The sequence below is a fragment of the Exiguobacterium chiriqhucha RW-2 genome, assembly GCF_000416965.1.
Taxonomy (GTDB): Bacteria; Bacillota; Bacilli; order Exiguobacteriales; family Exiguobacteriaceae; genus Exiguobacterium; species Exiguobacterium chiriqhucha.
The window spans coordinates 1-23,381 of the sequence record NZ_ATCL01000014.1 but is presented as its reverse complement, the minus strand read 5'-3'; the positions used below and the strand labels follow the sequence as shown (position 1 = coordinate 23,381).

The window sequence follows — 23,381 nt, the reverse complement described above, 5'->3', positions numbered from 1 at the left end:
TCTCCTTAATCGTATGTCTCGTCCAAGTTACGCGCATAAAACGCGATGGCGCGACGATACCGTTTAATGCTGTCATCCGGCTCCGGGCTTGCGAGCAGTTCGAGCAACGTACCGGTCGCCTCACTGTGGCGTCCGAGATTATAATGGGTCATCGCTTGAAATACTTTGAGCGCCCCGATGTCTGGGAACTGTTCGATCGCCTTGGCGAACAACGCCTCAGCGTCCTCATAGCGGCCGAGCGCCCGGTACGTGCTACCGAGTCCGATATACGTCTCACGGAGCTCGTCTCCAGTGAGCCCGAGCCGAATCGCCCGTTCATAATGCGGGACGGCTTGACGCTCTTCGCCGAGCGAGTCATAACACGAGGCGCAATGGGCATGGAGGCGCGGATTCTTCTCGTCTTGCCGGAGCAACATCAGGAACAGCTGCTTCGCCCGTTCGAGCTCTCCGTTCTCGCGGAGACGAATCGCTTCGTCGAGCCCCTTCTCTTCTGGGGTTTGGACTTCCAAGTCACTCAAGTCATCAAGCCACGCTTGCAACAATTCGTAATAGCGCCCAACATGGACGCCATCGACGAGGGCATGGTGGGCTTGGACCGAGAGCGGCATCGTCATCCGATTACCGGTCTCCGTGAATTTGCCCCAGGCGATGCGCGGCACCGTATCATGCTGTTGGTCGTGTGTCGGGTGGCTGATGCTCGTGAACGTGACCCAAGGCACGCTCGTGATGTAAAGCAGACTGTCCGGCTCATCGTCGCCGACAACGACTTCCCGTTTCGCCCCGCTCATCCGGGCCGTCACTTCTTCCATGAAGTCCGGGAACGCGTCTTTATAGGTCGCCGTGCAAAAGTTGAAGACGTCATCGTCCATCATAACGGTGAACGATGGATGTACGACGTCGTGCTCGATGACCTCGTCGCCGCGAATGCGGTAGCGAAGCTCCGGGATGGCGTTCGCCGTCTTGACAGCACCGTACAAGAACAGTTTAAAGAACGACTGGCCGGTCCGTTTGGCGTGCGTATGTAACTTCGTCACATCAACGCTCGCCGTCACATTGAAATGTGGAGCGTCAAACGCCTTGAAGAATTCGTAGTGCTTCTTGCGCGACCACGTCTCGGTATTGATGATTTTCATGATTCGTCCCCCTGTTTTTTCTTTCACTGTACCAAAGGGAACAGGTCGTTCAAAGTTTTTGCTTCAACTCGGTGTAATGCTCGTTCGCCAAGTCGAAATAGACGAAGTCCCGACGTTCAATCCGGTCGAGCGTCGCATGGAAGTCACGCCAGCCCTGCTCGACGAGCTCCGGCGTCAGTTCTCCGGCCACCGTCGCTTCCTCGAACTCGTCCTCGTCTTTGCGGACGACGTCCCCGTTCGGGAAGATGAGGATGTCGAGCAACAAGTCGTCCATATACGGGATTCCGTCCTCGTATCCGATTGCTTCGACGATATCGATGTACCATTGAACGATGTGTCCTTCATCATTAAACATGACGGTCACACCGAACGGCTCGTCGTCCGGGAAATATTGGAGCCAGCTGTAACCGGCATCGGCGACGATGAACTCTTCTCCCTTGTGCATCTTATATTGAGGTGCGCGGACCGCATCGATTTGAAACAAGGCGACGGTCCCGGAGAAACGGTCATCATGTACCTCCATTTGCGCGTAGCGATGTTGCAAAATCCGTTCCCAGTCTCGACGATTGGCAAATTTCCGTTTTGGCATATGTCTCTCTCCTTTTGACCCAATTCATACGTAAAGAGTTCGCGAAAATCCGACATTTCCCTGTTCAATCGTACAGATTGTGTTGATTGAACGAGACGAGGTGGCTTTGCTTCAATCGTTTTCGCTCGACCATCCGCGTAAAGGCGTCTGTCGAGATGAAGCGATTGCCTGGGTGAATCGTCGCTAACTGCAGCAAGATGAATCGAATTCCGCGTTCACCTTCCTGAAGCGGGACATGGAGCATCGTCCCATCCTCATTGAATCGATTCAAAAACAACTCGATTTTGCAGTCCTCTTTTAACAGGCGCGATGTGACGAAGGCGGTTTGGCTGATGAGCGATTCGAAGTCGTGATGGAGCGTATAACCGGACGGACCGGTCAAATCCAAGGCAAACGTGAACGTATCGAGCGTCGTCTGTTGAAATACTTTTGACTGCAGTCGTCCGAGTTTGGCGGTCGCATACCAATCGATTTCCTTCACCGGTTCCCCTTCATACGGTTTCGACCCGATCAGTTGCAACGGATTTCGAAGCGGTGACGCCAAGTGCGGCCGGTCCCCGAGCGCTAGCCGCTTCGTCCCGACCGGTGGATGCAACAGGAGCGATGGAAGCACGGTCCACTCTGTATCGATCGGTCGTTCATACAAATACGTCCCAAGGCGAAACGGGAGCGTGACGGCGATGACGCATTCCTCGAACATGGCTGGACCGCGATACTCGGCGCGCACGACCAATTCGTGCCGGGCTCGACCGACATCGACCTCATAGTCGAGCACGTTCGGAAGGCGTTCATGCGCCGGAAAGCTGATTCCTGAGCTCGCCTTCAAGCGAACCCGTAGCGGTAGTCCGAGCCGATTCAACTCGTCCACCCCATCAACCACCAACACGAGCCGACTCTCATCTCCGACAAACAGCAATTCTTCGTATTGTGTGAACCGGAGATCGATGTGCCGCTCAAGTTGTTGCCGCGTCCGCTCGAGCATCCAAATCGCACTCGCTATAATGAAACATAGATAGCCCAACCCATAGACGTACGGGAAGAACACGAGTATGGCTCCGCTCACGAGATATACAGGGAGGAGCCGGCGCTGCAACCAGGCGTGCGTGGACAGGATCATCCGTCAGCCCTCGACCGGCACGGGCACCGTGTCCAGAATGTGCGCGACGACGTTCGCTTTCGTCGACTTGATGCCGCCTTCGAGCGTCAAGCTGATGCGATGGGCGAGCACGTACGGCGCCACGGCTTTGACGTCTTCCGGGATGACATATAGCCGGCCGGCCAAATAGGCATAGCTTTGACACGCGCGGAGCAACGCGATCGCGCCGCGCGGGCTGACCCCGACCTCGACAGACGCGTGCGCCCGGGTCGCATGGACGAGACCGAGCATATAATCGAGGACATCGTCTTGAATCGCGACTTGTCTCGTCTCGGCTTGTGCTTCTTGCAGCGAGGCGAGTGACGTCACGGCTTCGATGTGTTTGCGGGTCTCGGTCAACACTTGCAACAACAGTTCCCGCTCTTCGGCGGCGTCCGGATAGCCGACCGGAATCGAGATGAGGAACCGGTCAAGCTGCGCGTCTGGGAGCGGGAACGTCCCGGCCGATTCAATCGGGTTCTGCGTGGCGATGACAAAGAACGGTTTCGGCATCGGATACGTCTTCCCACCAATTGAGACTTGTCGTTCCTCCATCGCTTCGAGTAGCGCCGACTGGGTGCGCGGGACGGCCCGGTTGATTTCATCAATCAGGACGACGTTCGCGAAAATCGGACCTTGCCGATGGTCAAAGCCTTGCGTCTTCATATTGAAGTAGTCGGTCCCGATGACGTCGGACGGGAGCAAATCGGCCGTAAATTGGATGCGCGAGAATGACCCGTCCAAACTGCCGGCGATCGCTTTGGCGAGCAACGTCTTCCCCGTTCCAGGTACGTCCTCGAGCAAGATGTGCCCTTCGGCGAGAAGCGCCGTGCAGCAGAGCCGGACGACTTCACCTTTCCCCAAATACACTTCATTCAACTGTTTGATGACCGCTTCGATTCCCATTTCGTTCCCCTCCGTTGGTAGATGTCTTATTCGAAGTTTACCTGTTTATGGTAATATAGACAATAAATAGTCTGAACATTCCGATAAGGAGGGAAAGGATGAAGTGGTCATCTCGATTTATAGGGTTCCTTGTTGTGACAGCTTGTCTCGTTGTGACGTTCGTCTTTGTCAGCAAGGAGACGTTCAGTTGGCTTCAAACGATCCATACACCTGCTCCAAGTAGTGTGATCGAAATGGGCAAGCCAGAAGAGGCCCCACCGCCAAAAGGTGGTATTGATTTGGGTTCTACCGATGAGAAGGGAAACGGTGGGGAACGGCAAGTGAAGGAAGACATGCTCAAATTCAAATTTGGTAGCGGGAATGGTGATGCCCCAGGCGGACTCGGCACATTGTTCGCTTTCCTTGCCGCCATCGGGTTGACCGTCTATGGCGTGCGTAGATGGCTGCGTCGTCGGCGGGGGAAAGGATTCACGTTTTCTAGTAGACAGAATGCCTTTGCGCCACTGTCTCTCAACGCGGACACATCGATTGAGGCACGGACGTTCCCGATGCTCACGAATATCGAACTGAGGGATTGGCTGATCACGTTCAACGCGTCGCTCGCCCCTGAGTTAAAGCTTCGAACGAATGAGACGGTCGTCGACTGGTTCGAACGCATCGAGCTGACGGATATCGATGCCTCGCTCTATCATCTGATTCGTTATGGTCCCGCATCCGATCGCGACATCCCGTTCGAGCAACAACAACGCTTTCACGAGGCACTCGACCGTTACTTGAAGCGGCAACCCTGAGCGAGAAAGTACCCGGGTTCTCAATGACTGGCAAACATGCTACGCTCATTGATAACAGGAAAAAAATGTAACTTTCTTAGGAGGTTTGATTGATGAAACGCCTAGGCCTACTCGGATTCAGTGTGTTTTTACTGACCGGGTGCACCGATTCCGTTGAGCAACCCATCGTTCCAGCCGATACAAATGAGCCGTCGTCCGAAGACATCACCGCTTGGACGCGAGAAGATTTTAAAGACGTCTTCGACCAATATGAAAAAGTCCCGCCGCTCTTGAAGGCACTCGAGAACGATGGACTCACCCCGTTCCGCGAGACGTTTGAGCACGTCGTCATCGCCGGCGACGGCATCCAGCATACATACGCCGATATTCATCCGTTCAAACTCGATGACGGCACGTACGCCACCGTCTATGAGAGCGCGAACGGGGACATCGCTAACGGTCCCGAGTCGGTCGCCCCGCTGTTTTGGCAAGAAGCATCGTTTCTTCAATTCGTCGAAGAGATTGAAAAACGGAAATATGGGACGAGTGCCCCACCGACGGACGTCATCCTGACCGAAGATGAATTCCAGACGCTCTATAATCGCCACGCCTACACATCCGCGCTCATCGTCGAGCTCAACGAATGGGGCGTACAACTGGCGCGCGATCCGCTCGAGAACGTTATCATCGCGGGAAACGGGGTCAAGGAAGTGAAGGCCGATTTGATCGTCTTTGAAGTCGAGGGTGGCTACGCCATCGTCTACGACCGAGACGGTGAGATCTTCAAAGGGCCGGAGTCGATTGCTCCGCTGTTTTGGAGCGAGACGGATTATGAAAACCTACTCGAGAAACATGAATGACTTATGGGAAGCGTCGTTTCAAGTCCCGGTACTCGAGTAGAAAATTGAGCCATTGCGCCGGCTTATCGCTCGACTCAGCTACATCGTACCGGTATCTCGTCACATACACATGCCACGACAAGGCACGATAGACGCAACCGAGCTCCTCGGCGATCAATAGATGACGCCAAAGTACGTCCTTGGGTGCGACGCCGCTCCACGCTTCCAAGTAAACCGTACGCATCGTTTGAATCTGTTTATACCAGGCGACCTCGTCTTCTTCCGGCAATAAGTCGTACAGCGCGTTCCAAAACACGCGCACGCTGAAAAACGGATGCGTGACGGTCGCGTCGCCCCAGTCGAGGATACACAAATCATTCGTCCGTTCCCGCCAGAAGATGTTGCCGCCGTGCAAATCACCGTGCTCGAGACTCATCGGCATCCCGGTCGCCAGCTCATCGCACATCGTGAGCAGTTCATCTTGAAGCGCGAGCATGGCCTCGGCTTGGTGTCGGTCGAGCCCGGCGCAGAGCTCAGGCAAATATGTTTGGATTTCATCCTTCAATGTGGCCGGTCGGCGGTCCGGGATGCCGTAAGACAAGTAGGTCTCGATCTGGTCGATCTCCTGTCGCTGCAGCTGTGCGTATTGACGCAACGCCGCTTCGTATCGACGCACGTCCGGTCGTTCACGTAACGCCTCTCCGCCGATGTCTCGCATGAGTAGCCAATTCCGAGCTGAATCGATGGCGATGACGTCAGGCACGAAATCAGGATGCCGCTCGGCAAGAAACGCCGACAATCCGGCCTCGCCGCGGCTGATATCGGTCACCGCTTTGGCGTAGTAACGTTCCTCATTGAGCGCGCCAACAAGCAAGTACGTCAAATCCGTATCTTTGATCACGTGCCACGTCGCATTCGGCACGTTTGCCTCAATCCATCGTTCGAACCGTTCACGAAACGATCGGTCACGCCATGGGATTGCCTGTCTCATCCTGTTCACCCTTTCTTTCATCATCTCCTAGGAGGAAACGATATGGACGTTGTATATTACTCATACCCGGTCGATGCCATCTTGTATATGTACTTAGGGGCGACGGCCGTCGTCAGTCTCATCATCGGGCTGCTCGTTTGGCATCTGTTCAAGCGCCGAGCTGTCGGCTTTTGGACAACGCTCGTTCTCAGCTTTGTCGGGCTGTCGCTCTCGCTCGTCTGGTTTCAAAACGCGTCCGTCGCCGTGTTCATGGGGACACTCCCGTGGCTGATCAATCTCGTCTTCTCCCTTTTGTTGTACGGCCTGTTCGTCGGCATCATCTATGTCGCGTTCCGACCACGAAAGCTCGACCGCGTCAAGTGACGGTATGCTATACTCATGTTAATAAACGACCACTAGGGGAGCCTTCGGGCTGAGACGGCATGCGCCGGACCCTTCGAACCTGATCTGGCTCATACCAGCGTAGGGAAGTGGTGTGGGATTCGTCTGTCTTTCCACGCCACTTTTCCACTTGGAGAAGTGGCGTTTTCATTTTGAAAGGAGACTATCTATGCGTATTCAACAACTCACTTGGATGGCGATGCTCATCGCCATCGCCGTCATCGGTTCCCTGTTCATCTCGATTCCGACCGGTGTCGCCCGTGCCTATCCGATTCAACATATGGTGAACGTCATCGCCGCCGTCACCGTCGGGCCGATCGGGGCCGTTCTCGTTGCGTTCGTGACCGGAATCGTCCGTGTCATGACCGGTACCGGGTCGCTCTTAGCCTTTCCCGGAGGTATGATTGGGGCGCTTTTGGCCGGGGTCTTCTATATGAAGACGAACCGCGTCGCCTTCGCCGCATTCGGTGAAGTCATCGGGACAGGGCTCATCGCCTCGCTCATCGCCGTCCCGTACGCCAAGGTGTTGATGGGGAGCGAGTTCGGGGCACTGTTCTTCTTCCCGGCCTTCCTTGCGTCGAGTGTGACCGGGGCCGTGCTCGGCTGGATCGTCTTGGCTCGGGTCAAGCAATTGCGACCGCTCACGGCGAAGCGATAAGTACTTCCCTCCCACTGATAGTAAATGGTAAAATCAGGATATCAGATATTAGGAGGTCATGTCTTGAATCGATTGACGCTATTACTGGCTGCCACCGCTTGCCTGTTCATATCCGGTCTCTTGTACACGCTTGAACGCATCGCCACGTTCACCCGCTGGAATGCTCAAATTGCGACGGGCACGTTCTCCAGCGAGCCGATGTTCGTCGATGTGCTGCTCCAAAACGTGTTCATCTCGATTTTCGGAGTGGCTGCGATCGTTCTCTTTTTCAAAGCGGGCAGTGCTGTTCAAGGCTCAACGACGACGAAAACAGGGACGGCCGACTTATGACGGCTGTCCCTGTTTGACGTGATACACCCAAATCTCTTCCCCGTTCGCCTCATCAATCAGGCCACTGTCGACAAATCCCCCCTTCGCATAGAACCGTTTCGCCGGTTCGTTCATCGGATGCAGACTGAGGATGAGGTCATCGACATCGAAGCGTTCTTTCATCCACTGAATCGTAAGTTGTAAACATGTTGAACCGATGCCTTTCCCTTGCTCTGTCACATCGATCATAAATCGATCGAGCCAGATGTAACGCTCCACCTTGTTCTCGGCCCCAATCATCATGAAGCCGACGGGATGCTCATCGCGACAAAGCGCATAGCACTGCCACGCATATTTGACATCGGTTTCCATCTCGCGAAGCGATTCGGCGTTTGTTTCGATAAAGCGAGCTTGGTCAGAAGCGACGGTCAAGGCGACAACAGCCTCCCGGTTCGTGTCATCGACAAGTTGAATCGTCAGCGTATCGGCAGCCATCGGCGCACCTCTTCCATGTCCAGTCCGCGCTTCGGCAAAATATAGGCGCTGACCGAGGAGTTGTATAGATACACATAATCGTCCTCCTCGACGACTTCCTTGATTCCTGCCCATGACACACGCGTCTCGCCGAACTCATTTAAATCGCGCAGACCAGTCTCCTCCAAATCCATCGTGTGGGGGCCAATCATGCCTTCGTTGCTGCGTTCGTCGATGAGACGCCGCGTCTGCTTCTGGACATGCCGTTCAAAGTATTTCGGATAATACAGGAACCAAAGAATACTCGCGACCCCGTATATGCCATATAGCCACCAGTCCGTCTCTTGGAGCCACGTCGCCAGCACGAAAGCAGCGCCTAAAAAGATAAGTGGTCCGATGATTCGCTGTAAGAGGATCATCCGCTTTCCTGTTTTCGAACGTTTAATATGGCTCAAGTTGAACCGGATATAGTCGTCTTCTGTCAATTCGTATTGGATTTTCATCATCATTCCCTCCTCGGTGTCCTATACGTCTCACGTGAAGAAAAGTTCCGTTCAGAACGTTGATTGGATAAACTAAAAGAAAGGAGTGACATCATGAAACAAATCCACCATCTCTGCATCCAAACGCCCGACTATGAGGCATCCAAACGATTTTATGAGGCGCTCGGCTTCGAGCTCGTTCAGGAGTCGCCCGACTTTCATACGCGCGCGTTCAATAGCTGGCTTAAACTTGGTGATTTTTATATCGAGCTCCAAACGGCGAAAGTCGATGAGACGTTGTCACCGTATTCGAAGCATGTGGCCGGCCCGGTCCACTTCGCGCTTTATGTCGATGACCTCGAAGCGGAAGTGAGACGGCTAGAATCACTTGGCGTGACGTTCTTACCAAAGCACGGCGGGAACATCTACTTCGTCGTTGACGGTCATTTGAGTAAATTAAAAGCCCCGGAAGGCACGATTATTGAGCTCCGGGACACGTTTGTCATCAAGTGAGGCCATGTGCCTCACTTTTTTATTGGATTCGCACACCCTCATGTTTTTCGCCGTCTTCGAACAGGTACATGACAGAGAACACACTTTGTCCGTAACGTTTGGAGGCCTTTCATGAAATATCTCGATTATTGGAGTTACTTATCGCTCTCCCTCGCCAAGCTGTTCCTATTCAGTCTGTTGACGGCGAGCGCGTTCGACCTGCGCTTTTTGTTCATCAATCTAGCGACCATCTTGATGATGACGAGTTGGGCGCTACTCATAAAACAACAGACGCGCCGCTGGATTTTGTTCGCGTCGCTGTTTCTGCACAGCACGCTCCTCATCTCGGACGTCTGGTACTACCGCTATTTCGGTAACTTGCTGTCGGCCGCCCTACTGTCTGATATCGGCCAGATGGGAGACGTCGGGGGCGGCTTTCTGACACTGATTCAAGCGCCCGACTTCATCTTGTTCACGGACTTGCTCGTCTACGCGGCTGTCCTCCTCTATATGAAGCGACACCCCATCACGGAACCGAAACGTCTCGGTCGCCGTTTGGCGGTCGCCGGTTTTCTTGTCGGCTTCATCGTCTTTACCGTCCCTACCGTCGTTCATTACGCCGAAACAGATCACCGGAAAAGCTCGATTTCGAACATGCGCGAGTATTATCAGCTCGGCTTTTGGGGCTATCACGGCCTCGATGCATTCCGCGGCATTCAGGACGCCCTTCATCTCGGTGACGACCTGACAGAACGGGAGCGCAACCAAATCGAAGCGTTAGCGACCGAACCAGTTGAGACCACAGCCGATACGAACGTCATCGTCGTCCAACTCGAGTCGTTCCAAGCTTCCGTAATCGGCCAGACGGTTAACGGTCAAGAACTGACACCGAATCTGAATGCGCTCCGCGACGAGATGCTGTATTTCCCGAATTTTTATCATCAGACGCACGAGGGACGGACGTCTGATGCGGAATTCACCGTCAACGCCTCGCTCTATCCCGTCAAATCAGGTTCGGTGTATACGCAGTATGCGACGAACACGTTTGACGCCTTGCCTGAGCAGTTACGACGAGCCGGCTATGATACGGCCGCGATGCATGCGTTCGACAAGGAGTTTTGGAATCGTGCCAACTTCTATGAGCAGATTGGCTACAATCACTTCTTCCACCAAGACGATTATCCGGCCGATCCGGTCATCGGTATGGCCGTCGGCGACAAGGAGTTCCTGACGACATCGGTCGACCACTTGGACACGTTGGACGAGCCGTTCTATTCCTTCATGGTCGCGTTGACGAGCCATACGCCGTATGAGATTCCGGACGAGGAGAAACGGTTGGATCTATCGGAATACGAGGACCCGCTCCTCCAAGACTATTATCATACCGTCCACTACACCGATGCCGCCGTCGGTCTCATGATTGAACGACTGAAAGCCAACGGGACGTGGGATGACGCCTTGGTCGTCTTTTATGGCGACCACGACAGCGGATTGACCGCTGCCGGTGACGAGATGGCTATAAAAGCAGATGCCGACTCCACGGTCGATTTGTTCCAGCTTGACCGCTCCGTCCCGTTATTCATCAAACCGGCCGGACTTGAACGAGGTCAGACGGTGAAGGTGAGCGGCGGTCAAGTCGATTTGGCCCCGACCATCCTCGATTTGCTCGGGATGACACCGACGTACATGCTTGGAAATTCGCTCCTCGACGACGAGCCCAATTTGACCGTGTTCCGGAACGGCTCGTTCCGCTACGACGACCTCTATTTTGTCCCGGATTTGACAGAGCCGGTCGGTGGCGGCATGTGTTATTCGGTCGAGACCGGTGATGACTTACCGCTTCAAGCATGTGAACCATACATTGACGAGGCCGCCGAACAGCTTCGCTTATCCGATACAATGATTGAGAAGGACGCCCTGTCCGACTTCACACCAAACGACAAACAAGCCGCCCCGAAATAATCGGGACGGCTTGTTTTGGTCAGTAGACGTTTCGTAACGCGGCGACATCGATTTTCTTCATCGGTAAGAACGCTTGCGTCACTCGCGCCAGCTGCTCCTTTGTACCGGTCGTCAGCATCTCTTCCATCTCCCACGGCACGATTTGCCAGGAGACACCATACCGGTCTTGGAGCCAGCCGCACTGTTCCGCTTCCGGGACGGCCGACAGCTTGGCCCAGTAGTCGTCAATCTCGGCTTGCGACTCACAAAATGCGATCAGCGACTGCATCTCGTTGAAGGCGAATTGATGATTTTCCGCGCTGTCCATGGCGACGAACTCACGTCCGGACAAGACGAAGCGGGCGTAATTGAGCTTCCCTTCCAACTCCGGTCCATCTGTCGCCTCGTAACGGATCATATGGTCTTCCAGCACGTACGAATCCGGGAAGATGGAAATCCAGTCGTTCATCGCCGCCTCAGCACGGCCGAATACGTCCCCGACGAACAAAAAGCATGGGGTCACGGTCTGGATGTCCATCCCGCCGCTATGCATGATTTGCCAGGAGACACCGTGCTTGTCTGTCAACCAGCCGTAGCGCTCGCTGAAGTCATACGTGTCGAGCGGCATGAGCACCTCTGCCCCATCCATAAGTTCGTTCCACAGCGTCTCCACTTCTTCCGACGTCGGGAACGCAACCATGTATGAGATGGACGGGTTGCGCTCCTTCAGCGGACCAGCACCGAGCAGTTGAAAGAACTGTCCCGCCAGCGAGACGGTCACAATCGTCGTCTCACCTGATGGCGTATCCGTCAGTTTCGTCGTATAGTCGACGAATGAATCGGGGAACTTCGACACATACCACTCCGCAATCGCCTCAACGTCGCCTTCGAACCAAATGCACGGGATAATCGGTTGGGTAATCATAGTCTTTTCTCCTTTCAGACTTCGTGGAGACGATACACCTCACGAACCGCGAGCAACGTCTCTGCCGCCTTCCGATACGCCTGATAGTGAGATGAGTTGATGTGCGCGTTGAGCGCCGTCTCGTCTCGATACTTCTCATAGAACACGAACGTGCCCGGGGCATCGATTGACTCATGGAGCACATACGTCAAACATCCTTCTTCTTGTCTCGACGGAGGAATGACCTCATCGAGCGCTCGTCGCAACTCGTCCTCTTTCCCCGGGTGCGCCTTCAAAATAGCGGTAATCGTAATTTCCATACGCGATTCCTCCTTTTAATCATCTATTCGTTCATCTGTTCCCTAAACGAAACGAATCTATCCCAAAAGCGGGCATCTCGATTGAGACGCCCGCTTGCAATTATTTCTTGTGTTTCGGTTTGAACGGCCACCATACCCCGTCCCCGAACGATACCGTGATCGCAGGGATGAGCAGTGGCAACACAATCAATCCGTATAACAACAGTCCGGTGATGACGATCGTCGCAATCTGGACGAGACTGAGCACGCCAGACGGGATCATCGCCCCGAACGTACCGGCAAGAATGACGGCCGCTGTCATGATGACCGTCCCCATCTTCGTCATCGAATGGACGAGCGCGTCGCGCACCGTCATCCCGTTGATCGACTCCTCGCGGAACCGGTCGAGCAGGAAAATCGAATAGTCGATGCCAAGCGCGATCAACATGACGAATCCGAAGAACGGAACGGCCCAACTGATGCCGTCATAGCCGAGTCCTTCGACGAAGATGAGCTCCGTGATGGCTGCTGACGTGTAATACGTCAATAAGAGCGAGCCAATCATATAGAGCGGCATGACCATCGACCGGAACAACACCGTCAAAACGATGAACAGCGTCACGAGCATGATGGCGACGGTCCGATTGAAGTCGTTCGTCGACGTCTCATTCAAGTCGCTGTTAATGCTCGAGATACCGGCATACCCAATCGTTGCCTCCGCGAACGGCGTATCGGTGACGACCCGGTCCATCGTCGCTTTCACGATCTCGACCGTGTCAATCGCTTCCGGCGAATATGGGTCCATCTCGAGGATGACTTCGAGCTGTGTCGCCGTCCCGTCGTCAAACACGTAGCGCTCGACAGCTGGAGCGAACTCCTCTGACGTGAGCGTCCCTTCCGGTAGATAGACGCCCGTATCGCGCAGGCTGTCCGAGCTACTCAGGTCTGATAGGAATGCTGCCGCTTCATTGATGCCTGTCTCGATTTGAACGAGCCCTGCGTTCGCTTCACCGACACCAGCAGCGAGTTGTCCGAGACCCGTTCCGAGTTCCCCGGCTTGGGCGCCTTGTGCCGTCAATGCCGTAGCTGCCTCGTTAATGCCTGCCTCGATTTGACCGAGACCGGCCGACACTTGCCCGAGCTGCGTTACGGTCGCAGGAATATTTTGCGTCGCCGTGAGTCCTTGGCCAATCAGACCGAGCTGAGCGTTCAATTGGCCGAGTCCCGCTGCCGCTTCCGCGAGCGGGGCACCGGCGTTCGTTGAACCGCCCGGCAATTGATTGACGACGGCGTCAAGACCAGCTTCCACTTGCGTGAGTCCATCCTGGACGTCACCGAGGCCAGTCTCGGCTTCCGTCAATCCTGCACTCACTTGTTCGAGCTGGGTGTCCACGTAAAAGTCATCGATGACGTCACCGGTCGGACGCGTCACCGAACGGACGCCGCTCACCCCATCGATGTTTTCAAGTTCACTCGAGAACTTCTCGATATACGGAATCTCCGCTTCGGAGAGGTCGCCGTCTTGTTTCAAAATGACTTGGACTGGCAGCGACTCCCCTTGCCCGAATCCTTCTGAAATCAAGTTGAGGCCGCGTACGGAATCATAATCGTCACCGATCTCATCGACCGTATTGAATGACCGGGCATCGTCATACGTGAACAACACCGGTACGGTAATCAACGCGACGACGAGAATCGAGACGAACGGCCGATTGACCGAGATGCGGCTGAATCCGGCCCAGAGGCGGCTGTCGTGATGTTCGCCCGCCTTTTTCGAGGGCCAGAACAAACGATGCTTGAGCGTCGCCATAAAGAACGGCACGACCGTGAACAAGATTAACAGTAAGACAGCAATCCCGACCGCGACGGCGACGGCTGATTTGAAGATTGGGAAATCGGCGAAACCGATAGCCGCAAAGCCGACGAACACGGCGAGACCGCTGATGAGGACTGTCCGCCCTGCCGTTTTGTACGTGTTGACGATGGCATCTTCAATCGCGTGACCCGCGCCGAGCTCTTCTTTATACCGGCTGAGCAGCAAAATACAATAGTCGGTTCCAATCCCGAACAAGATGGCCACGAGGAAAATCTGCGTATAGTTCGAGACCGGGAAACCAAACCAATCAACAAAGAATGCGACGAACGATTGGCTCAATAAATACGTGAATCCGACCGCAATGAGCGGGATGAACGGTGTCACGATTGAGCGGAACACGAGTAGGAGCAGTCCGAAAATGAGGACGACCGTGATGATTTCCGTCTTCTTCAAGCCTTCCTGCGCACTCAAGTTCACATCGTTGTTGATGATTTCTTCACCTGTGATGTAGACCGTCTCGTCTTCCGGGAGAATGTTCGCCCGCACGTCGTCTGCGAAGGCGTTGATGTCTTCCATCGACCCTTCGACCGTGATTGGGACGAGCACGATGCGGCCGTCCTCCGAGACGAGCTGTGCTTCCGTCTCTTCACTTTCAAACGGGTCGAGTACGTCTTTGACGACCGTGTCGTTTTGTTCCATCTCGTCGATGACCCGGGAAATATCGGCCCGTTCGGCATCACCGAGCGTTTCGAACTCATAGACGAGTGAAATTGTCTTGTCGCTCTTCCCGGCGGCGTTCAAGATGTCCTGCGCCCGCTGCGAGTCCATGTCCTCTGATAATTGGAAGCTGCCGGCTTGTTCGGCCTGCTTCGTCAAGTTCGGGGCCGCCACAAACAAGGCGGCTGTCAAGACGATGAGACCGATTAAGATGCCCCAGCGCCATTGGATGATTTTATGCACGTGTTATTCCTCCCCAATTCGAAGCAGCTGTTTAATTTTCCGGAACGTCCGGACGAACTGTTCGATTTCTGTCTCTTCGATGTTTCCGTCGAGCAACGATTCGACATAACGGTAGACGGCCGCATCCGCTTCTTCGACGATGCGATGTCCGGCTTCCGTCAACTCAATCAACCGCTCGCGCTGGTCATGCCCGCGTCGACTGACGACGAGCTCTTTGTCGACGAGCTTTTTTAACCGGTTGGAGACGGCGCTCTTATGAACTCCTTGTTTTTGGGCCAATTGCCCGGCTTGAATCGGACCGAACTGTTCGAGCAGCTTGAGTAGCTGCAGTTGTTCCCGCGAATAATCATGCCAGACGTCACCGTCCATTGCCTCGATGACATGCTCCGCACCTTGGAACATGACCTCTTCGAACAACTGGACGGCTTCCCGCATCAATTCTTTCATTTTGGTTTACCCCCTAAACTAGATAAAGATAGTTTATGTCCTAAACTATCAACCGTCAACTAAAACGACCGATGAAGTCGTTCCTTCACCGGTCGAGTGGATACACATATGTATAAAACGTCAGCGTTCGTCCTTCCCATTCCATCTGTCGTGCCTCGCTATCACGGATAAAACCAGCACCCGTTAATACGTGTTGGGACGCCACGTTATCACTCGTCGTCTCGGCTCTCAATCGATTGAATCCAGGCAACTCGAACGTCAACAATTGTCGCAGGGCCGCCTTGGCATACCCGTGTCCCCCATGCTCCGCTCCGACCCGGTAACCGACCTCACCAGTGTCGGCATCGATATGATGAACGTTCAGACGCCCGACGATTGTGTCATCGCGCCAAATCAAGTAATAGTACCCGTCCCCGTTCGTCTGCTCGCTCAACAGTTGCTGCAATGCCTGATGGAATGATTCCGGCTCATAGTAGGCGTCGCCACGGCTCGGGACCGAGCGTTCGAAATGTATGCGATTCGCGCACTCGAACGCATACAGCAACGCCTCATCTTGAAGACGCAACGCCTTTACGTTTACCCGATCCATGTGACGAGCGCCTCCCGTTCTCGCGACGCCTGGGCGAAGACACGTTTCAACTCATTGAACTGGTCCAATAAATACTGTTTTTCCTCGAGTCCCCACTCACGTTCAAACGGATACAGTTCCTGCTCATTCATCGTCGTGACATCGTAACGAGCTTCTAGCGCCTCCAGCTCGATGTATTGAAGCCGGGTCGACAAGTCCTCCACCTCTCTCGGCGTCAAATAAGCGAGGCCCGTCTCCCCATCGATAACGTCGCCGCCGAAGACTGCCTTCCCGAGCGAATGACGATCAATCTCGTCCAAATCGGTCTCCCCAGTCAATAAAAAGTACAGGCCGTGCCACGCCTTATCGATATCGGTCTGCCGTTCCTCGTCTTCCAACAGTTCTTCGAAGCGGTCCGGCTCTTGAAGCAGTTCGGTCAACTCTTCGCTCGATACCCGCATGTATGCGCCAACCATCCCCATGTCTGATTCCCCTCTCCAACTCGTATGTCTGACTATTCGGCACGGTCATGAAAAAAACCTTCCGAAGAAGGTTTAGCGCATCGCTTCCGCGACACGGATTCCTGAGACGTATGCACTCTCAAATCGCGTTCGACCTGAGGCGTCGTCCGGTTCGAGGAAGACGTCACCGGCCAAGAAAATCGGCTCGTCACGCAATGGATAGTAAGGCCCGTTCCAGACGTCGGTCGCCTGCGCATAGCGCCACCGTTTCAACTGTCTCGATTGAATCACGGCTGAACCTGTCACCGTTTGCAACAGACGTTCAATCTCACGAAGCGTGTCTTCGTTCGCTCGTTCATACCACTCCTCGCTCCACGACTCGTCCATGTAGACGCTGACGAGTTCGGTCGCCGAGATGCCTTTTTGGCGGTTGTTGATGACTTTTAGCAGACCTGGCGCCAAGTCCGTATCGAGGATTCCGTCCGGACCGATGGCAATCTCGCTTCTGAACTCGAACAAGCCGACAAACGTCGGGGCGTACGTCAATTCACGCAACGCCGCATCGACTGCAAAGTCAGTGAGCAAGTCGAGCGTCTGCGGAAGCGGCGACGTGATGAGGAGACGATCATACTGTCGCGTCGTCACATCCGTCTGGACGCTGACCTGACCATCTCGTGTCGTGACCGTCTCGGCCCGTTCGTTCAAATGGACGGTCAATCCGTCAGACAACCGTTTGGCCAAGGTGTTCATCCCGTCGACGGCGACGTAACGAGGATACGGGTCGGCGTACCAGACTTTCACCCACCCTTTTGTCTTCCAGTCGGCGACATCTTGTTTGAGTTCTTCCCCTCGTACGGTGAAATAGACTGCTCCGTGATCGGCTTTGCCGTCTCCGATCCGTCTCGTCGCCAAGCGTCCCCCGACGCTCCGACTCTTTTCAATCAATTCAACTGTATGACCGTGACGGGCGAGCTCGCGTGCTGCGACAATCCCGCTCAATCCCGCTCCGATAATGCCGATGTTCATGTCCATTCCCCCTTCTGTCAGGAAGATTGTATCATGACCGAGGACTTATACGCCGGAACCGATGCGCTTCAGGCCGAACGATTCCACTGCGCATCATACTCGATTCGTGCGTGTTCATACATGACAGCGAAACGGCTGACGATGAACGGGCGAATCAGTGTCAAGGCAACGAGGTAAATCCACGATCCGAGAAACATCATGTCGAGTTGTATGAAAAAAATCCAACCAACTAGATACATCGGGATGAAAGGCAAAATCAGTTTGAACGCATCCCACTTTCGTCCGCGCATCAACATCCGCGATTTCGTGATTGCTTCCGTAATGGACAGCTCGGGTTCGTCGCGCAAGATAAAGAAAGTGAAGGCGTACGAGAAGTACTTCACGATGCCCGGAACAAGCAGTAACAATGACCATAGCACTTGGAACAACATGACGAGCAATGAGGCGAGCAAATGTTTCACGTAGCGATGTCGGAACGGCGTAAGGATATCGCGTAACGACATCGACTTCCCACGGATTGTTTCTAACATCACCCAGTTATAACCGACGAGGACCGGGAGCAACCCGGCGTATAAGATGAGACCCGCTAGGCTAATCAATGTAAGTGCCAATGTATCATACTCGAATCCGTAATAATACGGGTCCATCATCAATCCAACTTCTAATACAATCGAGCATACAAATGACCAGAGGATCAATGTACCCGTCTTCCCTTTTATTGCGGTGCGCGCCCGATCATTCCATGTCTGGACCATCTTGTTTCCCCTTTTCGTTCTTCTTTCCTGTCTTATACGCAACGTGATGGAAAACGTTTCAAACTCCACAAAAAACAGGGCAATCGCCCTGTCCATCACTCTTCCCGATATTCTAAAATGTCGCCCGGCTGACAGTCGAGCGCCTGACAGATTGCTTCGAGCGTCGAGAAACGAATCGCTTTCGCTTTGCCGGTCTTTAAAATCGACAAGTTCGCCATCGTGATACCCACTTTTTCAGACAGCTCGGTCACACTCATCTTTCGTTTCGCCAACATTACGTCAAGATTTACGATAATCGCCATATGTCTCACCTCAGACCGTCAAATCATTTTCTTGCTTCATGTCGATGGCACGCTTCAATAGTTTCTGTAACAGTTCCGCAAATACGGCGACGACGGACGCGGCAAACACAAAGACGAGCCCGATGAGAAGGAACCCAGGCGCATCATCTCGCTCGGCGAACCAGTAGAAGAAAGGGAGCGTCCCGATATAGACGGCCGTGATCGCCAGCGCACAATACTTGATCGTGCGGAGTGATTGGACAGCCCGATACGAAAAACCCTCGTCTCGGTCGATCAACCGGAGCAGCATGAACGCTTGGAATAACGCAATGAAGAACGGGATGGCCGATACGTACATGCCAATCACAATCGGACGAATCGAGTCCTCAATCCAACTCCCACTCTCGACCGCCTCGCGCCAAATGTACGGAAGCAACAACAAGCAGGCCGCCACAATCGGGACAGCCAGAACGAATACGGCCAACCGTAAAAAAACCGTCTCTCGTTTCATGATTCAGACACCTCACCTCGTTTGATACCTTCATCATAATCTGTTTTTTATCGTTTATCAATAAATAATCGTCGTTAATAAATAAAAACCTCAGGATATCCTGAGGTTGATTTTTATTTTACGGCTTCGAGTTCATCTTCTGTGACCCATTTGTGGTTCGTGACGTCTTCCCCGTCGTTTGTCGTGAAGTCGACCATATACACCGTCGTCTGTTCGGCCGAATCAATCGTCGCCTCGGTGCCGTCCATTCCGTCCATATGGTCCGTGGCCAGAGTGGCTTCGGTCCCTTCTTCTAACGGTGCCTCACCTGGATTGTCGAGTTCTTCATGGATGACCCACTTGTGATCTTCGACCGGGTCACCTCCATCCGTCGGGGTATAAGAAACCGAATAGACGGTCGTGTCATATGCACCGACGATTGTCGCCTCGGTGCCATCCATGCCCGGCATGTGGTCGGCCGTCATCATCGCGGTCGACCCGACCGGGAACGTCGGATCTGTCGCTTCACTTAACCCGCTCGGCACCTCTCCTGATCCCGAATGGTCCATCATCGAATGGTCCGAATGTTCTTCTGTCGAATCGCTCGTCTGTTCTTCCTCGGCATCCCCACAAGCTGCCAAAGTCGTCGCGAGCAACATCGCGCTCAAACCGGTCATCCATTTTTTCTGTCTCATCAAATCTCTCCCTTACGTCTTTGTCTTTATACGTTACCCTGCTATCGAGGTGGTGAGACGTTTTTAAGACCAATGCGATGATTTGTTATCGCTTTGATACATTAAAAGACCGCCTCGCGGCGATCTTCAAGTTAATGCGCGTGCTTCACATCCTCGAACAAGCCGAGCGCGAACCCGGCCACCGCTCCGATCGTCGTCACGATGAGCACGTAATTCAAATCAACCCCTTGCCAGAACTGGCCTTTCATCACGTTCGTGACTTCAATCAAGACGGTCAACACGAGTGCCGTGACGAAGCTGGCCAATAGGAAGAAGCCGAGTGCTTTCTTTCCGTACACGATGACGCCGAGCATCGTACCGAAGGCCGTCGTCACCATAATCAGGAATGCCGTGTTTCCGTACGTGTCACCGAGCGTCGGGAAGATGGCCGCGAACGTTTCGCCAACCGCAAACCCGAGCAAGATAGAGGCGACCATGCCAATCGTGCTCAAGCCGACATTTCGAATCAAGTGTTCTCGGTGACCGAGCAAGAAGAACAACAGGATGCTGCCGACGACACCGGTGAGGAACGTGACGAGCACACCGGCTTCAATGAAGAGACTGAAGAGGAAACTGCTGAGTAGGAACGACACTAAACCGATCAACAACCCGATTGCCCAATGCGTCCGGTGACTTCCATGGACAATGTTCATGATGCTCATCCCCTTTTATGCGTCCTACTATCCTATTGACCACTTTTTCAACTATGAAACGAGTTCTCTCTTTCTAGTTGGCGGTTTCCAATCGAATTCTCCATATCGTCACAAAAAGACCGTCCCCAAACGAATCACGGGACGGTCTGTGCCTCAATGGTGCTTGATTTTTCTCAAGAAAACCAACATCGGGAGGAGCAAGAGCGCCGCTGCCCCAAGCCCTCCTTGAATCGACGTGTAAAGGGCGAGCAATCCAATCAGCGGACCCCCGGCGACTTGACCGAACGCGTCGACCTGACCGAACATCGACAAAATCGTCGCCCGGCCTTTCGATGGGAGCCGCTCGTTCGTCATAACGCTCATGAGCGGATAGTGCACGTTACGCAGTGCCGCAATCGTCCAATAAAGCAACACGGCCAACCAAAACTGTCCGACCGAGGCGAAAGCAAGCATCGCGATGATGAGCAGCACGTTGAACCAAAACAAGGTCGTCGCATAGCGTCCTTTGACGTATAGCTCGACACCTTTCAACACCAACATGTTGAGTAGAAACGCGACGGCATAGAACAAGCCGAACCAATACACGGCCGCCTGTTCAGACAACGCGAACGTCTCAATCAAATGCGCGCCCCATAACCGGTCGAATCCTTCACTAGCGAGACCCCAGACGAGCGTGATGGCAGCCAAGCCGACGAGAATCGAATTGCCACGGATATGGGTGTATCCGTCCCGAACCGTCCGTTTCGCTTGCACGAGATTCGACGTATCGACTCGCGTGATAGGTTCGAACCGCGTCTCTGGCAAGACGCGCCATGCGATGACCGCGAGCGTCACTAACATCCCCCCGGCAAGCACGATTGTCATTTGGACAGACGTGACTTCAGCGAGGAGGACGGCGAACCCAATTCCGACGAAGCGGCCGAGCGAGCTATACTGTGCACCTCGCAAAAACACTTGTTCTAAGCCGTCATTCCCCATCTCATCGGTAATCCATGCCTGTTCGGCCCCGCTGATGAACGTCCAGCCGATACCCCATAACGCTGACGCGACCGCGATGGCCCAAAATTCAGGGATGCCCCCTTCTAGCAAATGGGCCAGTCCAATCAAACCGATTCCGATGACCATCGACCGCTTCCGCCCATATAAATCGGCGACGAGACCGGTCGGTAGCTCAAATAGTAAAATTGATACTTCTAATATCGTTCCGATTAAGACGAGTTGTAACGCATTCAACTCGGCGGTCGTCACATAATAGATGGCGTTCAACGTGAACACCATCTGTATGATGAGCGAACGCGAACTCGATACTGCATAATACAGCTGTTGAATCTTCAATTGTATATTCCTCCGATAGGATTGTTCCAATACAGTGAATCATCGGAGGAGGTGGCCAACTTATGAACGCACGTCCTCCGGCAGGATGAATGTGTCAAATAGTTGGATTTGCATGGCGTTCTCTCCTTAGTCGTTATACCTTCAGTATACAAGCCGGTTCGCATGACGTAAATCACAACAAAAAAAGCCAAGATCCCGAAAGATCTTGGCCTATCATTTATTCGACTGTGACTGATTTCGCCAAGTTACGTGGCTTGTCGACATCGCAATCACGCGCAAGTGCCGCGTAATACGAGATGAGTTGAAGCGGTAACACCGTCACGAGCGGTGTAAGAAGTGGTTCGACACGTGGCAATACGAACGCATCGCTCTCGTGTTCCATGCCTTCCATCGAAATCGTGCAGGCAACAGCGCCACGAGCGACAACTTCCTTGATGTTTCCGCGGATGTTGAGGTGCGTGTTCGGTTGCGAGACGAGTGTGATGACCGGTGTACCATCTTCAATCAAGGCGATTGGTCCGTGCTTGAGCTCTCCACCTGGGTAGCCTTCTGCTTGGATATACGAGATCTCTTTGAGCTTGAGGGCACCTTCGAGACCGACGTATGAATCCATACCGCGACCGAGGAAGAACGCGTTGCGTGACTCTTTCAAGAACTTGTCTGCCAATTGCTCAAAGATTTCTTTTTGAGCCATGACCGAGTCCATGATCGTCGCGATACGCGCGAGCTCTGTCATGAGGTCAAACGGAAGCTTCTTGCCGTTCGCACGAGCGATGTCGTAGGCGAGGATGGCGAGCACGGCGATTTGGGCCGTGTATGCTTTCGTCGACGCGACCGCAATTTCCGGGCCGGCGTGGAGGAGCATCGTCTCATTCGCTTCACGTGAGAGCGTCGAACCGGCAACGTTCGTGAGTGTAAGCGCCTTGTAGCCGCGCTTCTTCACCTCGACGAGGACGGCACGGCTGTCCGCTGTCTCACCTGATTGTGAGATAAAGAGGAACAACGGCTTCTCTGTGAGGAGTGGCATGTTGTAACCGAACTCAGAAGCGACGTGCACTTCTGTCGGCACACCTGCGACGCGCTCAATCAATTGCTTGCCGACAAGACCAGCGTGGTAACTCGTACCGCAAGCGACGATATAGATGCGGTCCGCTTCCGATACGAGCGAGCGCACGCCTTCCGTCAGCTCGATGTCACCGTTCTCGTTCTGGTAGTGTTGGATGATGTTGCGGATGACGGCCGGTTGCTCGTCCATCTCCTTCAACATGTAGTGCGCGTACGTGCCCTTCTCGATGTCTGACGCATCGATCTCGGCCGTGTACGGGGCACGTTCGAGGACCTCGCCGTCGAGCGTCTTGATCGTCGCCGATTCGCGCGTCAAGATGACGATCTCGCCGTCGTGGAGCTCGAGGTACTGGTCTGTCACTTGGAGCATCGCCATCGCGTCAGACGCCACGACGTTGAACGTGCCGTCGCCGAGTCCGACGAGGAGTGGTGACTTGTTCTTACCGATGTAGAGGCGCTCTTGATCCTCTGAGTCGATCATCGCGAT

28 protein-coding genes and 1 riboswitch are annotated in these 23,381 nt (G+C 54.0%); of the genes, 7 read left to right on the top strand and 21 right to left on the bottom strand.

The window, feature by feature from the left end; translation table 11 throughout:
* Nucleotides 1–5: 5 nt before the first annotated feature.
* From M467_RS19780 to M467_RS19765, 4 genes are all read right to left on the bottom strand, one after another.
* Entirely contained in the window at nt 6–1,133 is a 1,128-nt protein-coding gene (locus tag M467_RS19780) for a tetratricopeptide repeat protein (protein WP_021065879.1), read from the bottom strand.
* 49 nt (nt 1,134–1,182) lie between these two features.
* Nucleotides 1,183–1,722, bottom strand: a complete 540-nt coding sequence (locus tag M467_RS19775; RefSeq protein WP_021065878.1) for a ribonuclease FAU-1 family protein — start codon at nt 1,720–1,722, stop codon at nt 1,183–1,185.
* Nucleotides 1,723–1,786: 64 nt separating this feature from the next.
* Nucleotides 1,787–2,839 (bottom strand): DUF58 domain-containing protein, encoded by a 1,053-nt coding sequence (locus M467_RS19770; protein ID WP_021065877.1) that lies wholly within the window; start codon nt 2,837–2,839, stop codon nt 1,787–1,789.
* Between the two features lie 3 nt (nt 2,840–2,842).
* Entirely contained in the window at nt 2,843–3,763 is a 921-nt protein-coding gene (locus tag M467_RS19765) for an AAA family ATPase (protein ID WP_021065876.1), read from the bottom strand.
* Nucleotides 3,764–3,861: 98 nt separating this feature from the next.
* Between M467_RS19765 and M467_RS19760 the strand changes: the two genes are divergently transcribed.
* Together M467_RS19760 and M467_RS19755 are read left to right on the top strand one after the other, a co-directional pair.
* The gene (locus M467_RS19760; RefSeq protein WP_021065875.1) at nt 3,862–4,554 is read left to right on the top strand and encodes a hypothetical protein; all 693 of its coding nucleotides are present in this window, start codon (nt 3,862–3,864) and stop codon (nt 4,552–4,554) included.
* A 92-nt stretch (nt 4,555–4,646) separates the two neighbouring features.
* Nucleotides 4,647–5,393 (top strand): hypothetical protein, encoded by a 747-nt coding sequence (locus M467_RS19755; RefSeq protein WP_021065874.1) that lies wholly within the window; start codon nt 4,647–4,649, stop codon nt 5,391–5,393.
* A 1-nt stretch (nt 5,394) separates the two neighbouring features.
* Here the strand turns inward: M467_RS19755 and M467_RS19750 are convergent, their stop codons facing one another.
* Entirely contained in the window at nt 5,395–6,363 is a 969-nt protein-coding gene (locus M467_RS19750) for an aminoglycoside phosphotransferase family protein (RefSeq protein ID WP_021065873.1), read from the bottom strand.
* A 42-nt stretch (nt 6,364–6,405) separates the two neighbouring features.
* Between M467_RS19750 and M467_RS19745 the strand changes: the two genes are divergently transcribed.
* The 3 genes from M467_RS19745 to M467_RS19735 all read left to right on the top strand — a co-directional run bounded on the left by M467_RS19745 (nt 6,406) and on the right by M467_RS19735 (nt 7,732).
* Complete coding sequence (locus M467_RS19745; protein ID WP_021065872.1) at nt 6,406–6,726, top strand: hypothetical protein; 321 nt, start codon at nt 6,406–6,408, stop codon at nt 6,724–6,726.
* Between the two features lie 24 nt (nt 6,727–6,750).
* A riboswitch (TPP riboswitch) is annotated at nt 6,751–6,849 on the top strand.
* 64 nt (nt 6,850–6,913) lie between these two features.
* Nucleotides 6,914–7,402 carry an energy coupling factor transporter S component ThiW gene (thiW, locus tag M467_RS19740; protein ID WP_021065871.1) on the top strand — a complete coding sequence of 163 codons (489 nt, stop codon included), beginning with the start codon at nt 6,914–6,916 and terminating at the stop codon, nt 7,400–7,402.
* A 63-nt stretch (nt 7,403–7,465) separates the two neighbouring features.
* On the top strand, nt 7,466–7,732 hold the full coding sequence (locus tag M467_RS19735) for a hypothetical protein (protein ID WP_021065870.1): 267 nt from the start codon (nt 7,466–7,468) through the stop codon (nt 7,730–7,732).
* On the opposite strand, the gene M467_RS19730 is transcribed toward M467_RS19735, so the two are convergent.
* Together M467_RS19730 and M467_RS19725 are read right to left on the bottom strand one after the other, a co-directional pair.
* Nucleotides 7,727–8,206, bottom strand: a complete 480-nt coding sequence (locus M467_RS19730) for a GNAT family N-acetyltransferase (RefSeq protein ID WP_021065869.1) — start codon at nt 8,204–8,206, stop codon at nt 7,727–7,729. The two genes, M467_RS19735 and M467_RS19730, sit on opposite strands and share 6 nt — an antisense overlap.
* Nucleotides 8,188–8,688 (bottom strand): YcxB family protein, encoded by a 501-nt coding sequence (locus tag M467_RS19725; RefSeq protein ID WP_021065868.1) that lies wholly within the window; start codon nt 8,686–8,688, stop codon nt 8,188–8,190. The genes M467_RS19730 and M467_RS19725 overlap by 19 nt, the downstream gene beginning before the upstream one ends.
* A 93-nt stretch (nt 8,689–8,781) precedes the next feature.
* On the opposite strand from M467_RS19725, the gene M467_RS19720 reads away from it, so the two are divergent.
* A complete protein-coding gene (locus M467_RS19720; RefSeq protein WP_021065867.1) occupies nt 8,782–9,180 on the top strand; it encodes a VOC family protein in 399 nt (132 codons plus the stop codon).
* A gap of 111 nt (nt 9,181–9,291) precedes the next feature.
* The gene (locus M467_RS19715) at nt 9,292–11,121 is read left to right on the top strand and encodes an LTA synthase family protein (protein WP_021065866.1); all 1,830 of its coding nucleotides are present in this window, start codon (nt 9,292–9,294) and stop codon (nt 11,119–11,121) included.
* Between the two features lie 19 nt (nt 11,122–11,140).
* Here M467_RS19715 and M467_RS19710 read toward each other — a convergent pair whose 3' ends face one another.
* The 14 genes from M467_RS19710 to glmS all read right to left on the bottom strand — a co-directional run.
* Nucleotides 11,141–12,025 carry a VOC family protein gene (locus tag M467_RS19710; RefSeq protein WP_021065865.1) on the bottom strand — a complete coding sequence of 295 codons (885 nt, stop codon included), beginning with the start codon at nt 12,023–12,025 and terminating at the stop codon, nt 11,141–11,143.
* A 14-nt stretch (nt 12,026–12,039) separates the two neighbouring features.
* Entirely contained in the window at nt 12,040–12,324 is a 285-nt protein-coding gene (locus M467_RS19705; RefSeq protein ID WP_021065864.1) for a putative quinol monooxygenase, read from the bottom strand.
* A gap of 100 nt (nt 12,325–12,424) precedes the next feature.
* The gene (locus M467_RS19700; protein ID WP_021065863.1) at nt 12,425–15,079 is read right to left on the bottom strand and encodes an MMPL family transporter; all 2,655 of its coding nucleotides are present in this window, start codon (nt 15,077–15,079) and stop codon (nt 12,425–12,427) included.
* Between the two features lie 3 nt (nt 15,080–15,082).
* Nucleotides 15,083–15,526 (bottom strand): MarR family winged helix-turn-helix transcriptional regulator, encoded by a 444-nt coding sequence (locus M467_RS19695; RefSeq protein WP_021065862.1) that lies wholly within the window; start codon nt 15,524–15,526, stop codon nt 15,083–15,085.
* Nucleotides 15,527–15,611: 85 nt separating this feature from the next.
* Complete coding sequence (locus M467_RS19690; protein ID WP_021065861.1) at nt 15,612–16,115, bottom strand: GNAT family N-acetyltransferase; 504 nt, start codon at nt 16,113–16,115, stop codon at nt 15,612–15,614.
* A complete protein-coding gene (locus tag M467_RS31410; protein ID WP_021065860.1) occupies nt 16,103–16,576 on the bottom strand; it encodes a YfbM family protein in 474 nt (157 codons plus the stop codon). Before M467_RS31410 ends, M467_RS19690 begins: the two co-directional genes overlap by 13 nt.
* 72 nt (nt 16,577–16,648) lie before the next feature.
* Nucleotides 16,649–17,581: an NAD(P)/FAD-dependent oxidoreductase gene (locus tag M467_RS19685; protein WP_021065859.1), complete on the bottom strand. Its 933-nt coding sequence runs from the start codon at nt 17,579–17,581 to the stop codon at nt 16,649–16,651.
* Between the two features lie 68 nt (nt 17,582–17,649).
* Complete coding sequence (locus M467_RS19680; protein WP_021065858.1) at nt 17,650–18,336, bottom strand: DUF975 family protein; 687 nt, start codon at nt 18,334–18,336, stop codon at nt 17,650–17,652.
* 95 nt (nt 18,337–18,431) lie between these two features.
* On the bottom strand, nt 18,432–18,638 hold the full coding sequence (locus tag M467_RS19675) for a helix-turn-helix domain-containing protein (protein ID WP_021065857.1): 207 nt from the start codon (nt 18,636–18,638) through the stop codon (nt 18,432–18,434).
* A gap of 10 nt (nt 18,639–18,648) precedes the next feature.
* Nucleotides 18,649–19,128, bottom strand: a complete 480-nt coding sequence (locus M467_RS19670; RefSeq protein WP_021065856.1) for a DUF2975 domain-containing protein — start codon at nt 19,126–19,128, stop codon at nt 18,649–18,651.
* 113 nt (nt 19,129–19,241) lie between these two features.
* Nucleotides 19,242–19,802: a YdhK family protein gene (locus M467_RS19665; RefSeq protein ID WP_021065855.1), complete on the bottom strand. Its 561-nt coding sequence runs from the start codon at nt 19,800–19,802 to the stop codon at nt 19,242–19,244.
* Between the two features lie 131 nt (nt 19,803–19,933).
* Nucleotides 19,934–20,494 carry a hypothetical protein gene (locus M467_RS19660; protein ID WP_021065854.1) on the bottom strand — a complete coding sequence of 187 codons (561 nt, stop codon included), beginning with the start codon at nt 20,492–20,494 and terminating at the stop codon, nt 19,934–19,936.
* A gap of 153 nt (nt 20,495–20,647) precedes the next feature.
* Nucleotides 20,648–21,829 carry an MFS transporter gene (locus tag M467_RS19655; protein ID WP_021065853.1) on the bottom strand — a complete coding sequence of 394 codons (1,182 nt, stop codon included), beginning with the start codon at nt 21,827–21,829 and terminating at the stop codon, nt 20,648–20,650.
* Nucleotides 21,830–22,046: 217 nt separating this feature from the next.
* Nucleotides 22,047–23,381, bottom strand: a 1,335-nt coding sequence (gene glmS / locus M467_RS19650; protein WP_021065852.1) for a glutamine--fructose-6-phosphate transaminase (isomerizing), incomplete at its 5' end; no start/stop codon positions are given.